16 protein-coding genes are annotated in these 14,049 nt (G+C 65.8%); 6 read left to right on the top strand and 10 right to left on the bottom strand.

The features are described 5' to 3' along the window. The first annotated feature begins 25 nt into the window (after nucleotides 1-25). From U4012_RS10785 to U4012_RS10775, 3 genes are read left to right on the top strand one after another with little or no spacing between them, the layout of a single operon-like run. Complete coding sequence (locus tag U4012_RS10785) at nucleotides 26-1,285, top strand: M48 family metallopeptidase (RefSeq protein ID WP_044844811.1); 1,260 nt, start codon at nucleotides 26-28, stop codon at nucleotides 1,283-1,285. Beyond that, a complete protein-coding gene (rsgA, locus tag U4012_RS10780; protein WP_040143718.1) occupies nucleotides 1,282-2,223 on the top strand; it encodes a ribosome small subunit-dependent GTPase A in 942 nt (313 codons plus the stop codon). The genes U4012_RS10785 and rsgA overlap by 4 nt, the downstream gene beginning before the upstream one ends. Before the next feature lie 57 nt (nucleotides 2,224-2,280). After that, the gene (locus U4012_RS10775) at nucleotides 2,281-2,598 is read left to right on the top strand and encodes a putative signal transducing protein (RefSeq protein WP_321798360.1); all 318 of its coding nucleotides are present in this window, start codon (nucleotides 2,281-2,283) and stop codon (nucleotides 2,596-2,598) included. Between the two features lie 75 nt (nucleotides 2,599-2,673). Here the strand turns inward: U4012_RS10775 and U4012_RS10770 are convergent, their stop codons facing one another. The 6 genes from U4012_RS10770 to rpsP all read right to left on the bottom strand — a co-directional run bounded on the left by U4012_RS10770 (nucleotide 2,674) and on the right by rpsP (nucleotide 6,800). After that, nucleotides 2,674-3,612, bottom strand: a complete 939-nt coding sequence (locus U4012_RS10770) for a CobD/CbiB family protein (protein ID WP_044844813.1) — start codon at nucleotides 3,610-3,612, stop codon at nucleotides 2,674-2,676. A 119-nt stretch (nucleotides 3,613-3,731) separates the two neighbouring features. After that, nucleotides 3,732-4,418: a CoA pyrophosphatase gene (locus tag U4012_RS10765; RefSeq protein ID WP_044844814.1), complete on the bottom strand. Its 687-nt coding sequence runs from the start codon at nucleotides 4,416-4,418 to the stop codon at nucleotides 3,732-3,734. A gap of 87 nt (nucleotides 4,419-4,505) precedes the next feature. Then, nucleotides 4,506-4,898: a 50S ribosomal protein L19 gene (gene rplS, locus U4012_RS10760; protein ID WP_006486838.1), complete on the bottom strand. Its 393-nt coding sequence runs from the start codon at nucleotides 4,896-4,898 to the stop codon at nucleotides 4,506-4,508. A 133-nt stretch (nucleotides 4,899-5,031) separates the two neighbouring features. Continuing rightward, nucleotides 5,032-5,826, bottom strand: coding sequence for a tRNA (guanosine(37)-N1)-methyltransferase TrmD (trmD, locus tag U4012_RS10755; RefSeq protein WP_124487488.1), 795 nt, complete (start codon nucleotides 5,824-5,826; stop codon nucleotides 5,032-5,034). Continuing rightward, nucleotides 5,826-6,503: a ribosome maturation factor RimM gene (gene rimM / locus U4012_RS10750; RefSeq protein ID WP_321798356.1), complete on the bottom strand. Its 678-nt coding sequence runs from the start codon at nucleotides 6,501-6,503 to the stop codon at nucleotides 5,826-5,828. The genes trmD and rimM overlap by 1 nt, the downstream gene beginning before the upstream one ends. A gap of 42 nt (nucleotides 6,504-6,545) precedes the next feature. Continuing rightward, complete coding sequence (rpsP, locus tag U4012_RS10745) at nucleotides 6,546-6,800, bottom strand: 30S ribosomal protein S16 (protein ID WP_006476550.1); 255 nt, start codon at nucleotides 6,798-6,800, stop codon at nucleotides 6,546-6,548. Between the two features lie 153 nt (nucleotides 6,801-6,953). On the opposite strand from rpsP, the gene U4012_RS10740 reads away from it, so the two are divergent. Further along, a complete protein-coding gene (locus tag U4012_RS10740; RefSeq protein ID WP_321798556.1) occupies nucleotides 6,954-8,093 on the top strand; it encodes a PQQ-dependent sugar dehydrogenase in 1,140 nt (379 codons plus the stop codon). 111 nt (nucleotides 8,094-8,204) lie between these two features. Beyond that, a complete protein-coding gene (locus U4012_RS10735) occupies nucleotides 8,205-8,672 on the top strand; it encodes an NINE protein (protein ID WP_044844818.1) in 468 nt (155 codons plus the stop codon). Nucleotides 8,673-8,690: 18 nt separating this feature from the next. Here the strand turns inward: U4012_RS10735 and U4012_RS10730 are convergent, their stop codons facing one another. Both U4012_RS10730 and U4012_RS10725 read right to left on the bottom strand, forming a co-directional pair. Continuing rightward, nucleotides 8,691-9,869, bottom strand: coding sequence for a PA0069 family radical SAM protein (locus tag U4012_RS10730; RefSeq protein ID WP_321798353.1), 1,179 nt, complete (start codon nucleotides 9,867-9,869; stop codon nucleotides 8,691-8,693). A 91-nt stretch (nucleotides 9,870-9,960) separates the two neighbouring features. Next, nucleotides 9,961-10,449: an Lrp/AsnC ligand binding domain-containing protein gene (locus U4012_RS10725; protein WP_044844820.1), complete on the bottom strand. Its 489-nt coding sequence runs from the start codon at nucleotides 10,447-10,449 to the stop codon at nucleotides 9,961-9,963. A 145-nt stretch (nucleotides 10,450-10,594) separates the two neighbouring features. Here U4012_RS10725 and U4012_RS10720 point away from each other — a divergent pair, with 145 nt between their 5' ends. After that, complete coding sequence (locus tag U4012_RS10720) at nucleotides 10,595-11,881, top strand: D-amino acid dehydrogenase (RefSeq protein WP_124521932.1); 1,287 nt, start codon at nucleotides 10,595-10,597, stop codon at nucleotides 11,879-11,881. A 325-nt stretch (nucleotides 11,882-12,206) separates the two neighbouring features. Here U4012_RS10720 and U4012_RS10715 read toward each other — a convergent pair whose 3' ends face one another. After that, nucleotides 12,207-13,142: an electron transfer flavoprotein subunit alpha/FixB family protein gene (locus tag U4012_RS10715; protein ID WP_223963218.1), complete on the bottom strand. Its 936-nt coding sequence runs from the start codon at nucleotides 13,140-13,142 to the stop codon at nucleotides 12,207-12,209. Between the two features lie 16 nt (nucleotides 13,143-13,158). Continuing rightward, entirely contained in the window at nucleotides 13,159-13,908 is a 750-nt protein-coding gene (locus tag U4012_RS10710) for an electron transfer flavoprotein subunit beta/FixA family protein (RefSeq protein ID WP_321798349.1), read from the bottom strand. Nucleotides 13,909-14,049 lie beyond the last annotated feature (141 nt).

Raw genomic sequence — 14,049 nt, 5'->3', positions numbered from 1 at the left:
CGCATAGAACCCTTTGGCGCCTTCGATGTCACCCTTTTCGTTCACCCTGCTGTTCGCGATCGCCGTGCTCGCGATGGTCGTCACCAAGCTGTGGCTCGCGTCGCGGCAGATCCGCTTCGTCGCCGCACATCGCAACAGCGTGCCCGCGCAGTTCAGCGCCACCATTCCATTGACCGCCCACCAGCGTGCGGCCGACTACACGGTCGAGCGCACCCGGCTGGCGATGTTCGAGATCGTCGTCAGCGCGGCCGTGCTGGTCGGCCTCACGCTGCTGGGTGGCGTCGGCGCGCTCGACACGCTGCTGACTGGCTGGTTCGGCCGCGGCTACGGGCAGCAGGTCGCGCTCGTCGCCGCCGTGCTCGCGATCACGAGCGTGATCGACGTGCCGTTCGAGTATTACCGCCAGTTCGGGATCGAGCAGCGGTTCGGCTTCAACCGGATGACCCAGCGCCTGTTCTTCACCGACATGCTGAAGAACACGCTGCTCGGCGCCGTGCTCGGCCTGCCGCTGCTGTTCGTCGTGCTGTGGCTGATGAACCAGGCCGGCAGCCTGTGGTGGCTGTGGACCTGGATCGTCTGGGTCGCGTTCCAGATGCTCGTGCTGCTGATCTATCCGACCTTCATCGCGCCGATCTTCAACAAGTTCGAACCGCTGAAGGACGAAGCGCTGCGCGCGCGCATCGAGTCGCTGATGAAACGGTGCGGCTTCGCGGCGAAGGGGCTGTTCGTGATGGACGGCAGCCGCCGTTCCGCGCACGGCAACGCGTACTTCACGGGCTTCGGCGCATCGAAGCGGATCGTATTCTTCGACACGCTGCTCGCGCGGCTGACGGGCCAGGAAATCGAGGCCGTGCTCGCGCACGAGCTCGGCCACTTCAAGCGCCGCCACGTGATGAAGCGGATGCTCGTGTCGTTCGTGCTGAGCCTCGTGCTGCTCGCGCTCCTCGGCTGGCTCGCGCAGCGCACATGGTTCTATACGGGCCTTGGCGTCACGCCGTCGCTCGACACGAGCAACGCGGGCGCCGCGCTCGTGCTGTTCTTCCTCGCGATCCCCGTGTTCCTGTTCTTTGCAACACCGTTCAGCAGCCTGACCTCGCGCAAGCACGAATTCGAGGCCGACGCGTTCGCGGCCAGCCAGACCGACGCGCAGGATCTCGTCAGCGCGCTCGTGAAGCTTTATGAGGACAACGCGTCGACGCTCACGCCGGACCCCGTCTACACGGCCTTCTACTACTCGCATCCGCCCGCGTCGCAGCGGATCGACCGCCTGATGCAGCACGCATGAGCCGGCCGACCTCCCGCAAGCCGGCCCCGCGCGCGTCGGGCGCGCCGCGTGTCGAAGGCCGCGTGATCGCGGCGCACGGCCGCCACTACATCGTCGCGCCCGACGACGGCGGCCCGATGCTGCAGTGCTTCCCGCGCGGCAAGAAAAGCGAGATCGCGGTCGGCGACCGCGTCGTGTACGAGCAGGCGTCGGCCGACCAGGGCGTGATCGTCGAGATCGGCGAGCGGCGCAACCTGCTGTACCGCTCCGACCAGTTCAAGTCGAAGCTGTTCGCGGCCAACCTCGACCAGCTGCTGATCGTGCTCGCGACCGAGCCCTATTTCAGCGAGGACCTGCTCGGTCGCGCACTGATCGCGGCCGAAGCGAACGAACTGAAGCCGCTCGTCGTGCTGAACAAGATCGACGTCGAGGCCGCGCTGCCGGTCGCCCGCGAGCGCCTCGCGCCCTACCGCGCGCTCGGCTACGACGTGCTCGAGCTGTCGGTGAAGGGCGCGCCCGACGATGCGCGTGCGCAGCTGATGCCGCATCTGGCCGGCCATTCGACCATCCTGCTCGGCCAGTCCGGGATGGGCAAGTCGACGCTCGTGAACCTGCTCGTGCCCGATGCCGAGGCCGCGACCCGCGAAATCTCGGCCGCGCTCAACAGCGGCCGCCACACGACGACGTTCACGCGCCTCTACCCGCTCGACGGCGGCGGCGCGCTGATCGATTCGCCGGGTTTCCAGGAATTCGGCCTCTACCACCTGACGGAAGGCCGCCTCGAGCGCGCGTTCCCGGAATTCCGCCCGCTGCTCGCGGACTGCCGTTTCTATAATTGCCATCATCTGCACGAGCCGGGCTGCGCGATTCTCGAGGCCGTCGCCGACGGCCGCATTGCACCGTCGCGGCATGCGCTTTACGCGCAGCTCGTGCACGAGGCAAGCCAGATCGTCCGCTGACCGCGGCGGGCAGAAGGCGGCCGGTGCCCCGCCCGGCCTTCACCGACAGGAGCCGCGATGCGTTTCAAGGCCCCCGATCTCGCCACCGCGCAGCATTGGGCGAACGTGCTGCAGGTGGCCGGCATCGGCTGCGAGTTGCACAACTGCTACGCGACCGGTGCGCTCGGCGGCCTGCCCGCCGACGCGTGCACGCCCGAGCTGTGGCTCGACGACGAGCGCGACGATGCGCTCGCGCGGCGGCTTCTCGATGCCGCGTCGCACGGCCCGTCGGCCGTCGCCGCGCCGTGGCGCTGCCGTCAGTGCGGCGAGGCGCTCGAGGCCCAGTTCACCGCCTGCTGGCAATGTGGCGCCATACGCGATCCGCTCGACGACTGAGCGAATGGGTCACGCACAGCAAAAAGGCCGGCACGAAGCCGGCCTTTTCGTTTCATCGCGCACTGCGCTGCCGCGTCACGATACCCAGACGGCCAGCGTCAGCATCAACAGCAGGATCATCCACAGGATCACGGCGCGCCACACCAGGCCGACTGCCGACTGCAGCGTGCGCGGCGTGCAATCGTCACCGACCGTCAACGGACCGCTGTCGCCGACCGCCAGCGCGTCGAGGCTCGATGGTTCCGCGAGCGGCCCCGCGAGACGCGCGCCGAGCGCGCCACTGCCGGCCGCGAGCAGCACGCCGTCGTTCGGGTCGGGCCACTGGCGCGTGTGATTGCGCCACGCGTAGATCGCGTCCTCGAAGTTGCCGACGATCGCGAAACCGAGCGCGGTCAGCCGCGACGGAATCCAGTCGATCACGAAGAACGCGCGCTGCGCGAACGTCGAGAACGCGGCCGTGCGATCGTCGCCCGGCGTCGACCAGCTGCGCGCGAGATATTCGGAGATGCGGTACAGCACGGCGCCGGCCGGACCGATCGGCAGCACGTACCAGAAGAACACGCCGAACACGTGACGATGCGACGCAACGACCGCATGAATCAGCGTATGACGGACGATTTCGCCGACCGGCATGTCGACCGTGTCGAGGCCCGTCCACTCGTGCAGGATTTCACGCGCGCGCGGCACGTCGTCGTTGTTGAGCGCGAGATGGATATCGGTGAAGTAGTGGCTGAACTGGCGGAAACCGAGCGTGAAATACACGACGGCGACGTTCCAGATGAACGCCAGCACGAAGCTCACCTTGTACAGCAGGAAGTAGATCAGCGCGACGATCAGCACCCACGGCAGCACGACCGCGAGCCATGCGAGCACGCCATGCTTTTGCTTGCCGGCGTCGAGGCCATGCGCGACGGTTTCCGCGTGAAACTGGAACAGCGCGAACACCGGATTGCTCGGCGACAACGCGCGGACCTGTTCGATGATGAGAGCGAGGAGAACCGAAAAGAAAGTCATGCGTGCGCCGTCTTCGGAGTTATGTCATTTTTTGCATAACGATAGCACAGCGTAAGCGACGCATGGCTGACGATGCGATCGCCCGGCGGCCGGCCGCGCGCGCCGCACAGCGCTGGAAGTCAGCCGGCTGCCAAGAAGCGGTAGAGATTGCGCAACATGCCGGCAGTTGCGCCCCAGATGAAGTAATGCCCGGCTGATTCGCCACTGGGATAGGGCATCGCAAAAAAACGACGCTCGCCGCCTTCCCAGCGGAACACGCGCACCTGGTGGTTCGCGGGGCTCATCAGGAACGCGAGCGGCACCTCGAAAATCTCGGCGACTTCGAACGTGTCGGCCTGCACGGTGAACGGCGGATGCACGAGCGCCACGACGGGCGTCACGCAGAAACCGGTCCCCGTCAGGTAGTCGGGCAGCGCACCGAGAATCTCCACCGGCTCGGCGGCCAGTCCGATTTCTTCCTTCGCCTCGCGCAACGCGGTTGCCGTCGCATCGCGATCGAACGGCTCGCGACGGCCGCCGGGGAAGCTGATCTGCCCGGCATGGTCGTTCAGGTGATCGGCGCGCTGGGTCAGCAGCACGGTGAGGCCGCTCTCGCGAACGACGAGCGGGATGAGGACGGCGGCGCTGCGCGGGTCGACGCCCTCCTGCAGCCGCGCCTCGCCGGGCTCGACGCTCCATTCGAGCGTGCGCGCAAAACGCTCGCGCAGCCCGGGCGGCGTCATCAGGCGGGACTCGATGGACGGCAGGCCCGCGCCGGTGCCTTCAACCGGCAGCACTTCGGGATCGATGATGGGGCGGCGATTCAACGGGGCTCTCGTGTTCGTGACATAACGAGCATATTGTCGCGCCAGAATGAAAAAAGCACCCGGGTGGGTGCTTTTTCCTTACAGCTCTTACTCTTGGGAAGCTGCTGCGGCGCGATCCTTCGACACCAGCTTTTCCTTGATACGAGCCGACTTGCCCGAACGCTCGCGCAGGTAGTACAGCTTCGCACGACGCACATCACCGCGACGCTTCACGACGATGCTCGCCAGCAGCGGCGAGTACGTCTGGAACGTACGCTCGACGCCTTCGCCCGACGAGATCTTGCGGACGATGAAGTTCGAGTTCAGGCCGCGGTTGCGAATCGCGATCACGACGCCTTCGTAAGCCTGAACGCGCTTGCGGTTACCTTCAACCACGTTCACGTTCACGATCACCGTGTCGCCCGGGGCGAAATCGGGGATCGTCTTGCCGGCGAGCGCGCGCTCGATCTCTTCCTGCTCAAGTTTTGCGATCAGATTCATTACTGACTCCTTATGCCATCTTGTCGGCGTTTGCACCCGCCCGTTTCCAGGCCTGGCCCCGATAGAGGATGGATTCACATCAGGCACCGCACACACATGCACGGCACCGCCATTTCCCGTCCGCGACGCCGCCTCAGGAGGCGTTCTTCGCTTCGCGTGCGAGGTTCGCAAGCCACGCCTCGTCGGCACGACTCAGCAACTTCTCGCGGCGCGCCCGGACGATCAGGTCCGGCCGCTTCCGCAACGTATTCTTCAATGCTTCCTGCCGCCGCCACTTCTCGATCTCGGCATGATGCCCGCCGAGCAGCACGTCCGGCACACGCATTCCCTCATATTCCTCGGGGCGCGTGTAATGCGGGCAATCGAGCAGCCCGTCGGCGAAGCTGTCCTGCACGGCCGACTGCGCATCGTTCAGCACGCCGGGCAACAGGCGCACGACGGCATCCATCATCGCCATCGCCGGCAGTTCGCCGCCGGACAGAACGAAATCGCCGAGGCTGATTTCCTCGTCGACACAACGGTCGAGCAGACGCTGATCGATCGCCTCGTAGCGACCGCACAGCACGATGACACCGGGCTCCTGCGCCATCCGCACCGCACGTTCGTGCGTGAACGGCGCACCTTGCGGCGACATCATCACCACCCGCGTGCTTGCGACGCCCTGCTCCGCCTGCGCGGCTTTCGCAGCACCGATCGCGGCCTCGAGCGGCCTGGCCAGCATCACCATGCCCGGACCGCCGCCGTACGGACGATCGTCGACCGTGCGGTAGTTGTCCGTCGTGAAATCACGCGGATTCCAGGTGCGCAGCCCGAAGCGCTCCTGCTTCACGGCCCGGCTGGTGATTCCCCAGTCGGTCAGCGCGCGGAACATTTCGGGAAAGAGCGTGACGACGTCGAACTGCACCGCGCTCTCCGTAACCTGGTTCATTAGTAATCGGCTTCCCAGTCGACGACGATGCGACGTGCCACCTGATCCACCGTCTTGACGTAGACGCCGACGAACGGAATCAGCCGCTCGTCGGTGGTCGGCCGACCATCCTTGCCGACTGCCGGATACTCGACGCGCATGATCGAATGCACGCCGTTGTCGATCATCCCGCTCACCGTCCCGAGCGCCACCGATTGCTCGTTGACGACCTCGAGGCCGATCAAGTCGACCCAATAGAATTCGTCCGCGGCCAATGCCGGGAAATCTTCCCGGCGCACGAACACGCGAAAGCCGCGCAAAGCCAGTGCGGCATCGCGGTCGCTGACACCCGCGGTATGCGCGACGACCGTGTCGCCGTGCGTCTTCGACTGCAGGATGCGGGCGGACAACCGCTCCCCACCCCGTTCCAGCCACCAGCGGCGCGCTGTGAGCAGCGCATCGCCGCCGCGACCGGCGTCGGCATGCGTCGCCACCTTGACCCAGCCTTTCAGGCCGTAGGCGTCGACTACTGCACCGACCTCGACAGCATCGTCGGGCCAGGCTTGCACCGCTTCGAGGCTGCCCTGCTCGGCAGCCGTACCGGCGCTCGCGACAGTGTCGCGCTCGACCGGCTTGCGGACGAATGCGCCAAACGACGCTCGCCCGCGCCTTGCGTTACCGGAATCGTGACCGGACATCAATGCTCCTTGCAGCCGGCACGACCGGCACACCGCGCCATGTTAGGCAGCCGGTTGCGCCTTTTGCGCTTCCTTCACGAGACGCTGGACGGTCGGCGACAGTTGCGCGCCAACGCCTTGCCAGTACGTCAGGCGGTCCTGAGCGATACGCAGCGATTCGCCCTTCGTGGCGACCGGGTTGTAGAAGCCGACGCGCTCGATGAAGCGGCCGTCACGACGGTTGCGCGAATCGGTAGCAACGATGTTGTAGAACGGGCGCTTCTTCGAGCCGCCGCGAGCCAGACGGATGATAACCATATGAAATCCTTCGGGAAAACCGGGTTCGAAACTACTGAAACGTGCGATTATAGCCGGAAACCAAAGCCACAACAAACACTTACGCGCAAAAATTCCGCAGACGCCCTGTTCGCCGGGCATACAATCGTCGTGTCCACGACGCTCCCCGCCGCCATGCCGCTATTTCGCGTCACCCCGGCGCGCCGCGCGCAGCACCGCCTCGCAGGCTTGCTGACCGGCCTCGTCACCTGTCTCGCATCCGCCGCGGCTTGCGCCGCACCACCGGTGGACGAACTCGTCGTGCCACCCGGCTTCCATGTCGACGTGCTGACCAACGCCGTGCCGACCGCGCGTGAAATGGCGTGGTCGCCGCGCGGCATCCTGTATGTCGGCTCGCAGGAAGGCCGCGTACATGCCTTCGTGATGCAGGAGGGCCGGATCACTGCCCGCCATGTAATCGCGTCGGGGCTCGACACGCCCGTCGGCGTCGCATATCGCGACGGCGCCCTCTATATCTCCGCCGTGTCGCGCATCCTGCGCCTCGACCACATCGACGACCGGCTCGCCAGGCCGCCCGCGCCGGCGGTCGTGACGGACGCGCTGCCGACCGATCATCATCACGGCTGGAAATTCATCGCGTTCGGCCCCGACGGCAAGCTCTACGTGCCGGTCGGCGCACCGTGCAACGTCTGCCTCGCCGATCGCAGCCGATACGCGATCATCGCACGCATGCACGCCGACGGCAGCAACCGCGAAGTATTTGCCCGCGGCGTGCGCAATACCGTCGGCTTCGCGTGGCACCCCGATTCGGGCGAGCTATGGTTCACCGACAACGGGCGCGACATGATGGGCGACGACGTGCCCGACGACAAGCTGAACCGTGCGCCGCGCGCGGGCCTCGATTTCGGCTTTCCGTACTGCCATGGCGGCGACACGCCCGACCCCGAATTCGGGAGCCCCGACGTGTGCCGGCGCTACGCGCCGCCCGCGCTGAAACTCGGCGCGCACGTCGCGGCGCTCGGCATGCGCTTCTATACGGGGCCGATGTTTCCGGCGTCGTATCGCAACAACATCTTCATTGCCGAGCACGGTTCGTGGAATCGCAGCACGAAGGTCGGCTACCGCGTGATGCGCGCTGTCGTGTCGGCCGACGGCAGTCATACGCGCCAGACGCCGTTCATCACGGGCTGGCTGCGCGCGGACGGCAGCGTGTGGGGACGCCCGGCCGACGTACTGCCGCTACCGGACGGCTCGCTGCTCGTCAGCGACGACTACGCGGGCGCCATCTACCGTGTCACCTATGCGGCACCTTGACGCAGCCGAGGGGTGACCGGGCCCGACCGGGCATCGTAGAATGCGTGCCGGGCCCGAGCGCCCTGCGCCGGCCTGCCGGCCGCCCATGCCACCGATAATCCGCCGCCACCCATGTCCAGCAGCACCGCATCGCCCCGCCGCTTCCGCTCCAAGACGCTCACCGCCGCGCTCGCGTTCCTGTTCGGTTCGCTCGGCGCGCACCGCTTCTACCTGTACGGCTTGCGCGACGTGTACGGCTGGGCGCACCTGCTCGCGACGATCGTCGGGATCCCGGGTTTCCTGCTGCTCGCGGCGACCCAGCGCAGTGCCGGCCTCGGCTGGTGGCTCGCCGTGCCGGGTGCGATCTCGCTGCTGGCCGCGTTCCTCGCCGCGCTCGTCTACGGCCTGCGCCCCGACGAGAAATGGGACGCGCAATTCAATGCCGACACGGGCAAGCACAGCCGGTCAGGCTGGACGGTGATCTTCATCGTGATCTTCTCGCTGCTGATTGGCGCGTTCCTGCTGATGACCGCGCTCGCGCTGTCGTTCCAGACGTATTTCGAGTCGCAAGTCGAAGCGGCGAAGCAAATCTCGCAGTAAGCTGCCGACGCGGGTCGGTCAGAACAGGCTCATCTGCAAGTCGTCGCGCGATTTCGCGCCAGTTGCGCCCTTCACCGTGCGCGGCGCGGCCGCCCCGGCCGCCGGCGCACCGCGAAACTGCGACAGATCCAGAATGCCGTTCCTGCGCTCGTTCAACCCGAGCCGCTTCACGGCCTGACGGAAACGCTGCCGCAACAGGTCGGCCCAGATCCCCTCGCCCTTCATCCGTTTCGAGAAATCCGAGTCGTAGTCCTTCCCGCCGCGCATGTCGCGCACGCGATTCATCACGCGCTCCGCTCGATCGGGGAAATGCGCGGCAAGCCAGTTCTTGAACAGTGGCGCGACCTCCCACGGCAGCCGCAGGATGATGTAGCTCGCGTGCGTCGCGCCGGCTTCCGCACAGGCTTCCAGCACACGCTCCATGTCCGGCTCGGTGACGAACGGGATCATCGGTGCAATGCTCACACCCACCGGCACGCCCGCGTCGCGCAGTGCGCGGATCGTACGCAGCCGGCGCGCCGGTGTCGCCGCACGCGGCTCGAGCGTGCGCGCGAGATCGGCGTCGAGCGTCGTGATCGTGACTGCGGCCATCACCTGCCCGCGCTCGGCCATCGGGGCCAGCAGATCCAGATCGCGCTCGATCAGCGACGATTTCGTGATCGCGGCGAACGGCAGCCCGTGATCGTGCATCACCTGGATCACGCTGCGCGTGATGCGCAGATCACGCTCGACGGGCTGGTATGCATCGGTGTTGACGCCGAGCGCGATCGGCTCCGGCACGTAGCGCTTGCGCGAAATCTCGCGCTCGAGCAATTCGGCCGCGTTGACCTTCGCGTAGATTCGACTCTCGAAATCGAGCCCCGGCGACAGGCCGAGATAGCTATGGGTCGGCCGTGCGAAGCAGTAGATGCAGCCATGCTCGCAGCCGCGATACGGATTGAGCGACACGCTGAACGGAATGTCCGGCGACTGGTTGTGCGTCAGGATGCTCTTCGCGCGCTCCTCGAACACCTGGGTGCGCAGCGGAGCAGGCAGATCGGCGTCGTCCGATTCGTGCGTCCAGCCGTCGTCGACCGCTTCGCGCAGTGCCGTTTCGTACCGCCCCTGGAGATTGTCGACCGCACCGCGCCCCTTGCGGGGCGCCGGCGGCGCTATCGGAAATTCGTTGTCGGACCGACCGTCCATGTGCTCACCCATTCGCCTGCACCCAATACTGTATATTTATACAGTATTGGGTGCAGCATGCCAAGGGCGAGATAGCGGGGCCGGCAGCAGGCCCCCGCCGCGCTCATTCGCCGACCGAAATCGTCAGCGTCTCCTTGATTTCCTCCATCACGACATAGCTCTTCGACTGCACCGCGCCGGGAAGTTGCAGCAGGATGTCGCCGAGCAGCTTGCGATAGTCGGCCATTTCACCGATCCGCGCCTTGATCAGGTAGTCGAAGTCGCCGGACACGAGATGACATTCGAGCACCTCGTCGATCTTCATCACTTCGCGGCGGAACTGCTCGAACATGTTGCCGCCCTTGTGGCCAAGTGTGATCTCGACGAACACCAGCAGCGCGGCATCCAGCTGGTGAGGATCGACACGCGCGTGGTAGCCGGTGATCACGCCGTCGCGCTCCATGCGCCGCACGCGCTCGATGCACGGCGTCACGGTCAGTCCGACCTGTTCCGCGAGGTCCTTCATCGCCATCCGGCCGTCGTCCTGGAGCAGTTTCAGGATGCGCCGGTCGAGCTTGTCGAGCGAGCGTACTGGCTGGCGTTGCGTTCTCATTTGTTTATGCTGAAAACCTGAAAAATACGATAACAAAACCTACACATTCGACAATACCATAGCGCAAAAAACTAGATCAGCTAGAGGTTACACGGAGACGCAGGTGCGCCCGGCCTCGACCTGATCCCTTCCATCTGGAGCAGCTATGCGAGTCGTCATTCTGGGCAGCGGTGTGGTGGGCGTGGCAAGCGCGTATTACCTCGCGCGCGCCGGTCATGAAGTCACGGTGATCGACCGGGAAGCCGGCCCGGCGCTCGAGACGAGCTTCGCAAACGCAGGTCAGATCTCACCCGGCTATGCGGCGCCGTGGGCCGCGCCCGGCGTGCCGCTGAAGGCCGTCAAGTGGATGTTCGAGAAGCACGCGCCGCTCGCGATCCGCCTCGACGGCACGCGCTTCCAGCTCCAGTGGATGTGGCAGATGTTGCGCAACTGCACGGCCGAGCGCTATGCGGTCAACAAGGGCCGCATGGTCCGCCTCGCCGAATACAGCCGCGATTGCCTGCAGGCGCTGCGCGCCGACACGGGCATCGAGTACGAAGGGCGCACGGGCGGCACGCTGCAGCTGTTCCGCACGCAACAGCAACTCGACGGCGCGGCGAAGGACATCGCGGTGCTGCAGGAAGCGAACGTGCCGTTCGAACTGCTGTCACCGGCCGAACTGAAAAATGCCGAACCGGCGCTCGCCGCCGTGTCGCACAAGCTGACCGGCGGCCTGCGCCTGCCCGGCGACGAAACGGGCGACTGCCAGCTGTTCACGACGCGCCTCGCGGCGCTCGCGGAATCCCTCGGCGTGAAGTTCCGCTACAACACGCCGATCGACGCGCTCGCGATCGCGGGCGGCAAGATCGCCGGCGTGCAGTGCGGCAGCGAGACGGTGCGCGCGGATGCGTACGTCGTCGCGCTCGGCTCGTATTCGACCCGCTTCGTCTCGAACCTGATGAAGATTCCGGTCTATCCGCTGAAGGGCTATTCGATCACCGCGCCGATCGTCGACGAGGCGGCCGCCCCCGTGTCGACGGTGCTCGACGAAACCTACAAGATCGCGATCACGCGTTTCGACCAGCGCATCCGTGTCGGCGGCATGGCGGAAATCGTCGGTTTCGACAAGAACCTGCGCGCAGCGCGCCGCGAAACGCTGGAAATGTGCGTGAACGACCTGTTCCCGGGCGGCGGCGACACGTCGAAGGCAACCTTCTGGACGGGCCTGCGCCCGATGACGCCGGACGGCACGCCGATCGTCGGCCGCACGCCGGTCTCGAACCTGTTCCTGAACACCGGCCACGGCACGCTCGGCTGGACGATGTCGTGCGGATCGGGCCAATTGCTCGCCGACCTGATCTCGGGCAAGAAGCCGGCGATCCAGGCCGACGACCTGTCGGTGCATCGCTACCTGAAGGACGTGGCCGGCCAGACGCGCCCGGCATACGCATAAGTCGGGACGGCCCGCGGCGACGCAGGCCGGTCGGTATCAATGGAGAAGGCGCCCGTCAGGGCGCCTTTTTCGTTTCAGCGCATGCGATACCGGCTCGGAAAGGGGGCTTGCGTCAACGCGCACGCGCGTTGCCCCTTCGCTCCGGCGATCGATGCTTCGGTCCCATCTGCTCGCACAAAAACTGTTCCGTACGGCATGGTGCGATGGCGATGCGCTGCATCGAAGACAGATGCGTCCCCGCCCCTTCTGCCATTGCACAAAAAAAGGGGCGCTCATCGCGCCCCTTGTCGTACGACTTGCTGCCGAAGCATCAAGTCACGCAGCGTCAGCCCAGCTCGTTCACGAGCTCCGGCACGAGCGCGAACAGATCGCCGACGAGGCCGTAGTCGGCCACGCTGAAGATCGGCGCCTCCGGATCCTTGTTGATCGCGACGATCACCTTCGAATCCTTCATGCCGGCCAGATGCTGGATCGCACCTGAAATACCGACGGCGATGTACAACTGCGGCGCGACGATCTTGCCGGTCTGGCCGACTTGATAGTCGTTCGGCACGTAGCCGGCATCGACTGCCGCGCGCGATGCGCCGAGTGCGGCGCTCAGCTTGTCTGCCAGCGGCTCCAGCACCTTCGTGTAGTTCTCGCCGCTGCCCAGACCACGGCCGCCCGACACGATGATGCTCGCCGACGTCAGTTCCGGACGGTCCAGCTTCGTCACTTCACGGCTCACGAACTGCGACTTGCCGGCGTCTGCCGCGGCTTCGATCTTCTCGACCGCTGCGCTGCCGCCTTCGGCCGCAACCGGATCGAAACCCGTCGCACGCACCGTGATCACCTTGATCGGGTCGCTCGACTGCACCGTCGCGATCGCGTTGCCTGCATAGATCGGGCGCTCGAACGTGTCGGCCGAGTCGACCGCCGTGATGTCCGAGATCTGCGCGACGTCCAGCTTCGCGGCGATACGCGGCGCGACGTTCTTGCCGTAGGCCGTCGCCGGCGCGAGGATGTGCGAGTAGTCCTTCGCGATGTTCAGCGCGGTCGCTTCGACGTTTTCCGCGAGGCCCGCTTCGAGTTGCGGCGCATCGGCCAGCAACACCTTCGACACACCTGCGATCTTCGCTGCTGCATCGGCCGCACCTTGCGCGTTGTGGCCCGCGACCAGCACGTGGATGTCGCCACCGATTTTCGCTGCCGCCGCCACCGTATTCAGCGTCGCGGCCTTGATCGACGCGTTGTCATGTTCTGCAATCACCAGAATCGTCATTTCTTTCCGCTCCCTCTTACAGCACCTTGGCTTCGGTCTTCAGCTTCTCGACCAGCGTCTTCACGTCCGGCACCTTCACGCCGGCCGCGCGCTTCGGCGGCTCGACCACCTTCAGCGTCTTCAGGCGCGGCGTGACATCCACGCCGAGGTCTTCCGGCTTCACCGTTTCCAGCGGCTTCTTCTTCGCCTTCATGATGTTCGGCAGCGTCACGTAGCGCGGCTCGTTCAGGCGCAGGTCGGTCGTCACGACCGCCGGCAGCGACAGCGACAGCGTTTCCGCGCCGCCGTCGACTTCGCGTGCAACCGTTGCCTTGCCGTCGGCGATCGTCACCTTCGACGCGAACGTCGCTTGCGGCAGGCCGGCCAGCGCGGCCAGCATCTGGCCCGTCTGATTCGAGTCGTCGTCGATCGCCTGCTTGCCCAGGATCACGAGTTGCGGCTGTTCCTTGTCGACCAGCGCCTTCAGGATCTTCGCGACGGCCAGCGGCTCGACGCTGTCGTTCGACTCGACGAGGATCGCGCGATCCGCGCCGATCGCCAGCGCCGTGCGCAGCGTTTCCTGCGCTTGCGTCACGCCGACCGACACCGCGATCACTTCGGTCGCGACACCCGCTTCCTTCAGCCGCACCGCTTCTTCAACCGCGATTTCGTCGAACGGGTTCATCGACATCTTCACGTTCGCGATGTCGACGCCCGTGTTGTCCGACTTCACGCGGACCTTCACGTTGTAATCGACCACTCTTTTCACTGGCACCAGGATTTTCATGCACACGCTCCAAAGTTACGAATACGACCAGAGGCCATTCTATAGCGAGGCCTCATGACTGCGCGGCCAAGCGGACCAATCCATCGCGGCTATCGAGGATAGCGCGCCTCTTCGGCGCGCCGGCAATAGCGAACGGTCGTT

The organism is Burkholderia sp. BCC1988 (genome assembly GCF_905339895.1).
Taxonomy (GTDB): domain Bacteria; phylum Pseudomonadota; class Gammaproteobacteria; order Burkholderiales; family Burkholderiaceae; genus Burkholderia.
The sequence above is the reverse complement of the archived record's forward strand: the minus strand, read 5'-3'. Positions and strand labels throughout refer to the sequence as shown.

What these genes read in the sequence shown, in the direction of transcription:
- U4012_RS10785 (WP_044844811.1), top strand. Translation starts at nt 26, where the DNA reads ATGTCACCCTTTTCGTTCACCCTGCTGTTCGCGATCGCCGTGCTCGCG.
- rsgA (WP_040143718.1), top strand. Translation starts at nt 1,282, where the DNA reads ATGAGCCGGCCGACCTCCCGCAAGCCGGCCCCGCGCGCGTCGGGCGCG.
- U4012_RS10775 (WP_321798360.1), top strand. Translation starts at nt 2,281, where the DNA reads ATGCGTTTCAAGGCCCCCGATCTCGCCACCGCGCAGCATTGGGCGAAC.
- U4012_RS10770 (WP_044844813.1), bottom strand. Translation starts at nt 3,612, where the DNA reads ATGACTTTCTTTTCGGTTCTCCTCGCTCTCATCATCGAACAGGTCCGC.
- rplS (WP_006486838.1), bottom strand. Translation starts at nt 4,898, where the DNA reads ATGAATCTGATCGCAAAACTTGAGCAGGAAGAGATCGAGCGCGCGCTC.
- trmD (WP_124487488.1), bottom strand. Translation starts at nt 5,826, where the DNA reads ATGAACCAGGTTACGGAGAGCGCGGTGCAGTTCGACGTCGTCACGCTC.
- rimM (WP_321798356.1), bottom strand. Translation starts at nt 6,503, where the DNA reads ATGTCCGGTCACGATTCCGGTAACGCAAGGCGCGGGCGAGCGTCGTTT.
- rpsP (WP_006476550.1), bottom strand. Translation starts at nt 6,800, where the DNA reads ATGGTTATCATCCGTCTGGCTCGCGGCGGCTCGAAGAAGCGCCCGTTC.
- U4012_RS10740 (WP_321798556.1), top strand. Translation starts at nt 6,954, where the DNA reads ATGCCGCTATTTCGCGTCACCCCGGCGCGCCGCGCGCAGCACCGCCTC.
- U4012_RS10735 (WP_044844818.1), top strand. Translation starts at nt 8,205, where the DNA reads ATGTCCAGCAGCACCGCATCGCCCCGCCGCTTCCGCTCCAAGACGCTC.
- U4012_RS10730 (WP_321798353.1), bottom strand. Translation starts at nt 9,869, where the DNA reads ATGGGTGAGCACATGGACGGTCGGTCCGACAACGAATTTCCGATAGCG.
- U4012_RS10725 (WP_044844820.1), bottom strand. Translation starts at nt 10,449, where the DNA reads ATGAGAACGCAACGCCAGCCAGTACGCTCGCTCGACAAGCTCGACCGG.
- U4012_RS10720 (WP_124521932.1), top strand. Translation starts at nt 10,595, where the DNA reads ATGCGAGTCGTCATTCTGGGCAGCGGTGTGGTGGGCGTGGCAAGCGCG.
- U4012_RS10715 (WP_223963218.1), bottom strand. Translation starts at nt 13,142, where the DNA reads ATGACGATTCTGGTGATTGCAGAACATGACAACGCGTCGATCAAGGCC.
- U4012_RS10710 (WP_321798349.1), bottom strand. Translation starts at nt 13,908, where the DNA reads ATGAAAATCCTGGTGCCAGTGAAAAGAGTGGTCGATTACAACGTGAAG.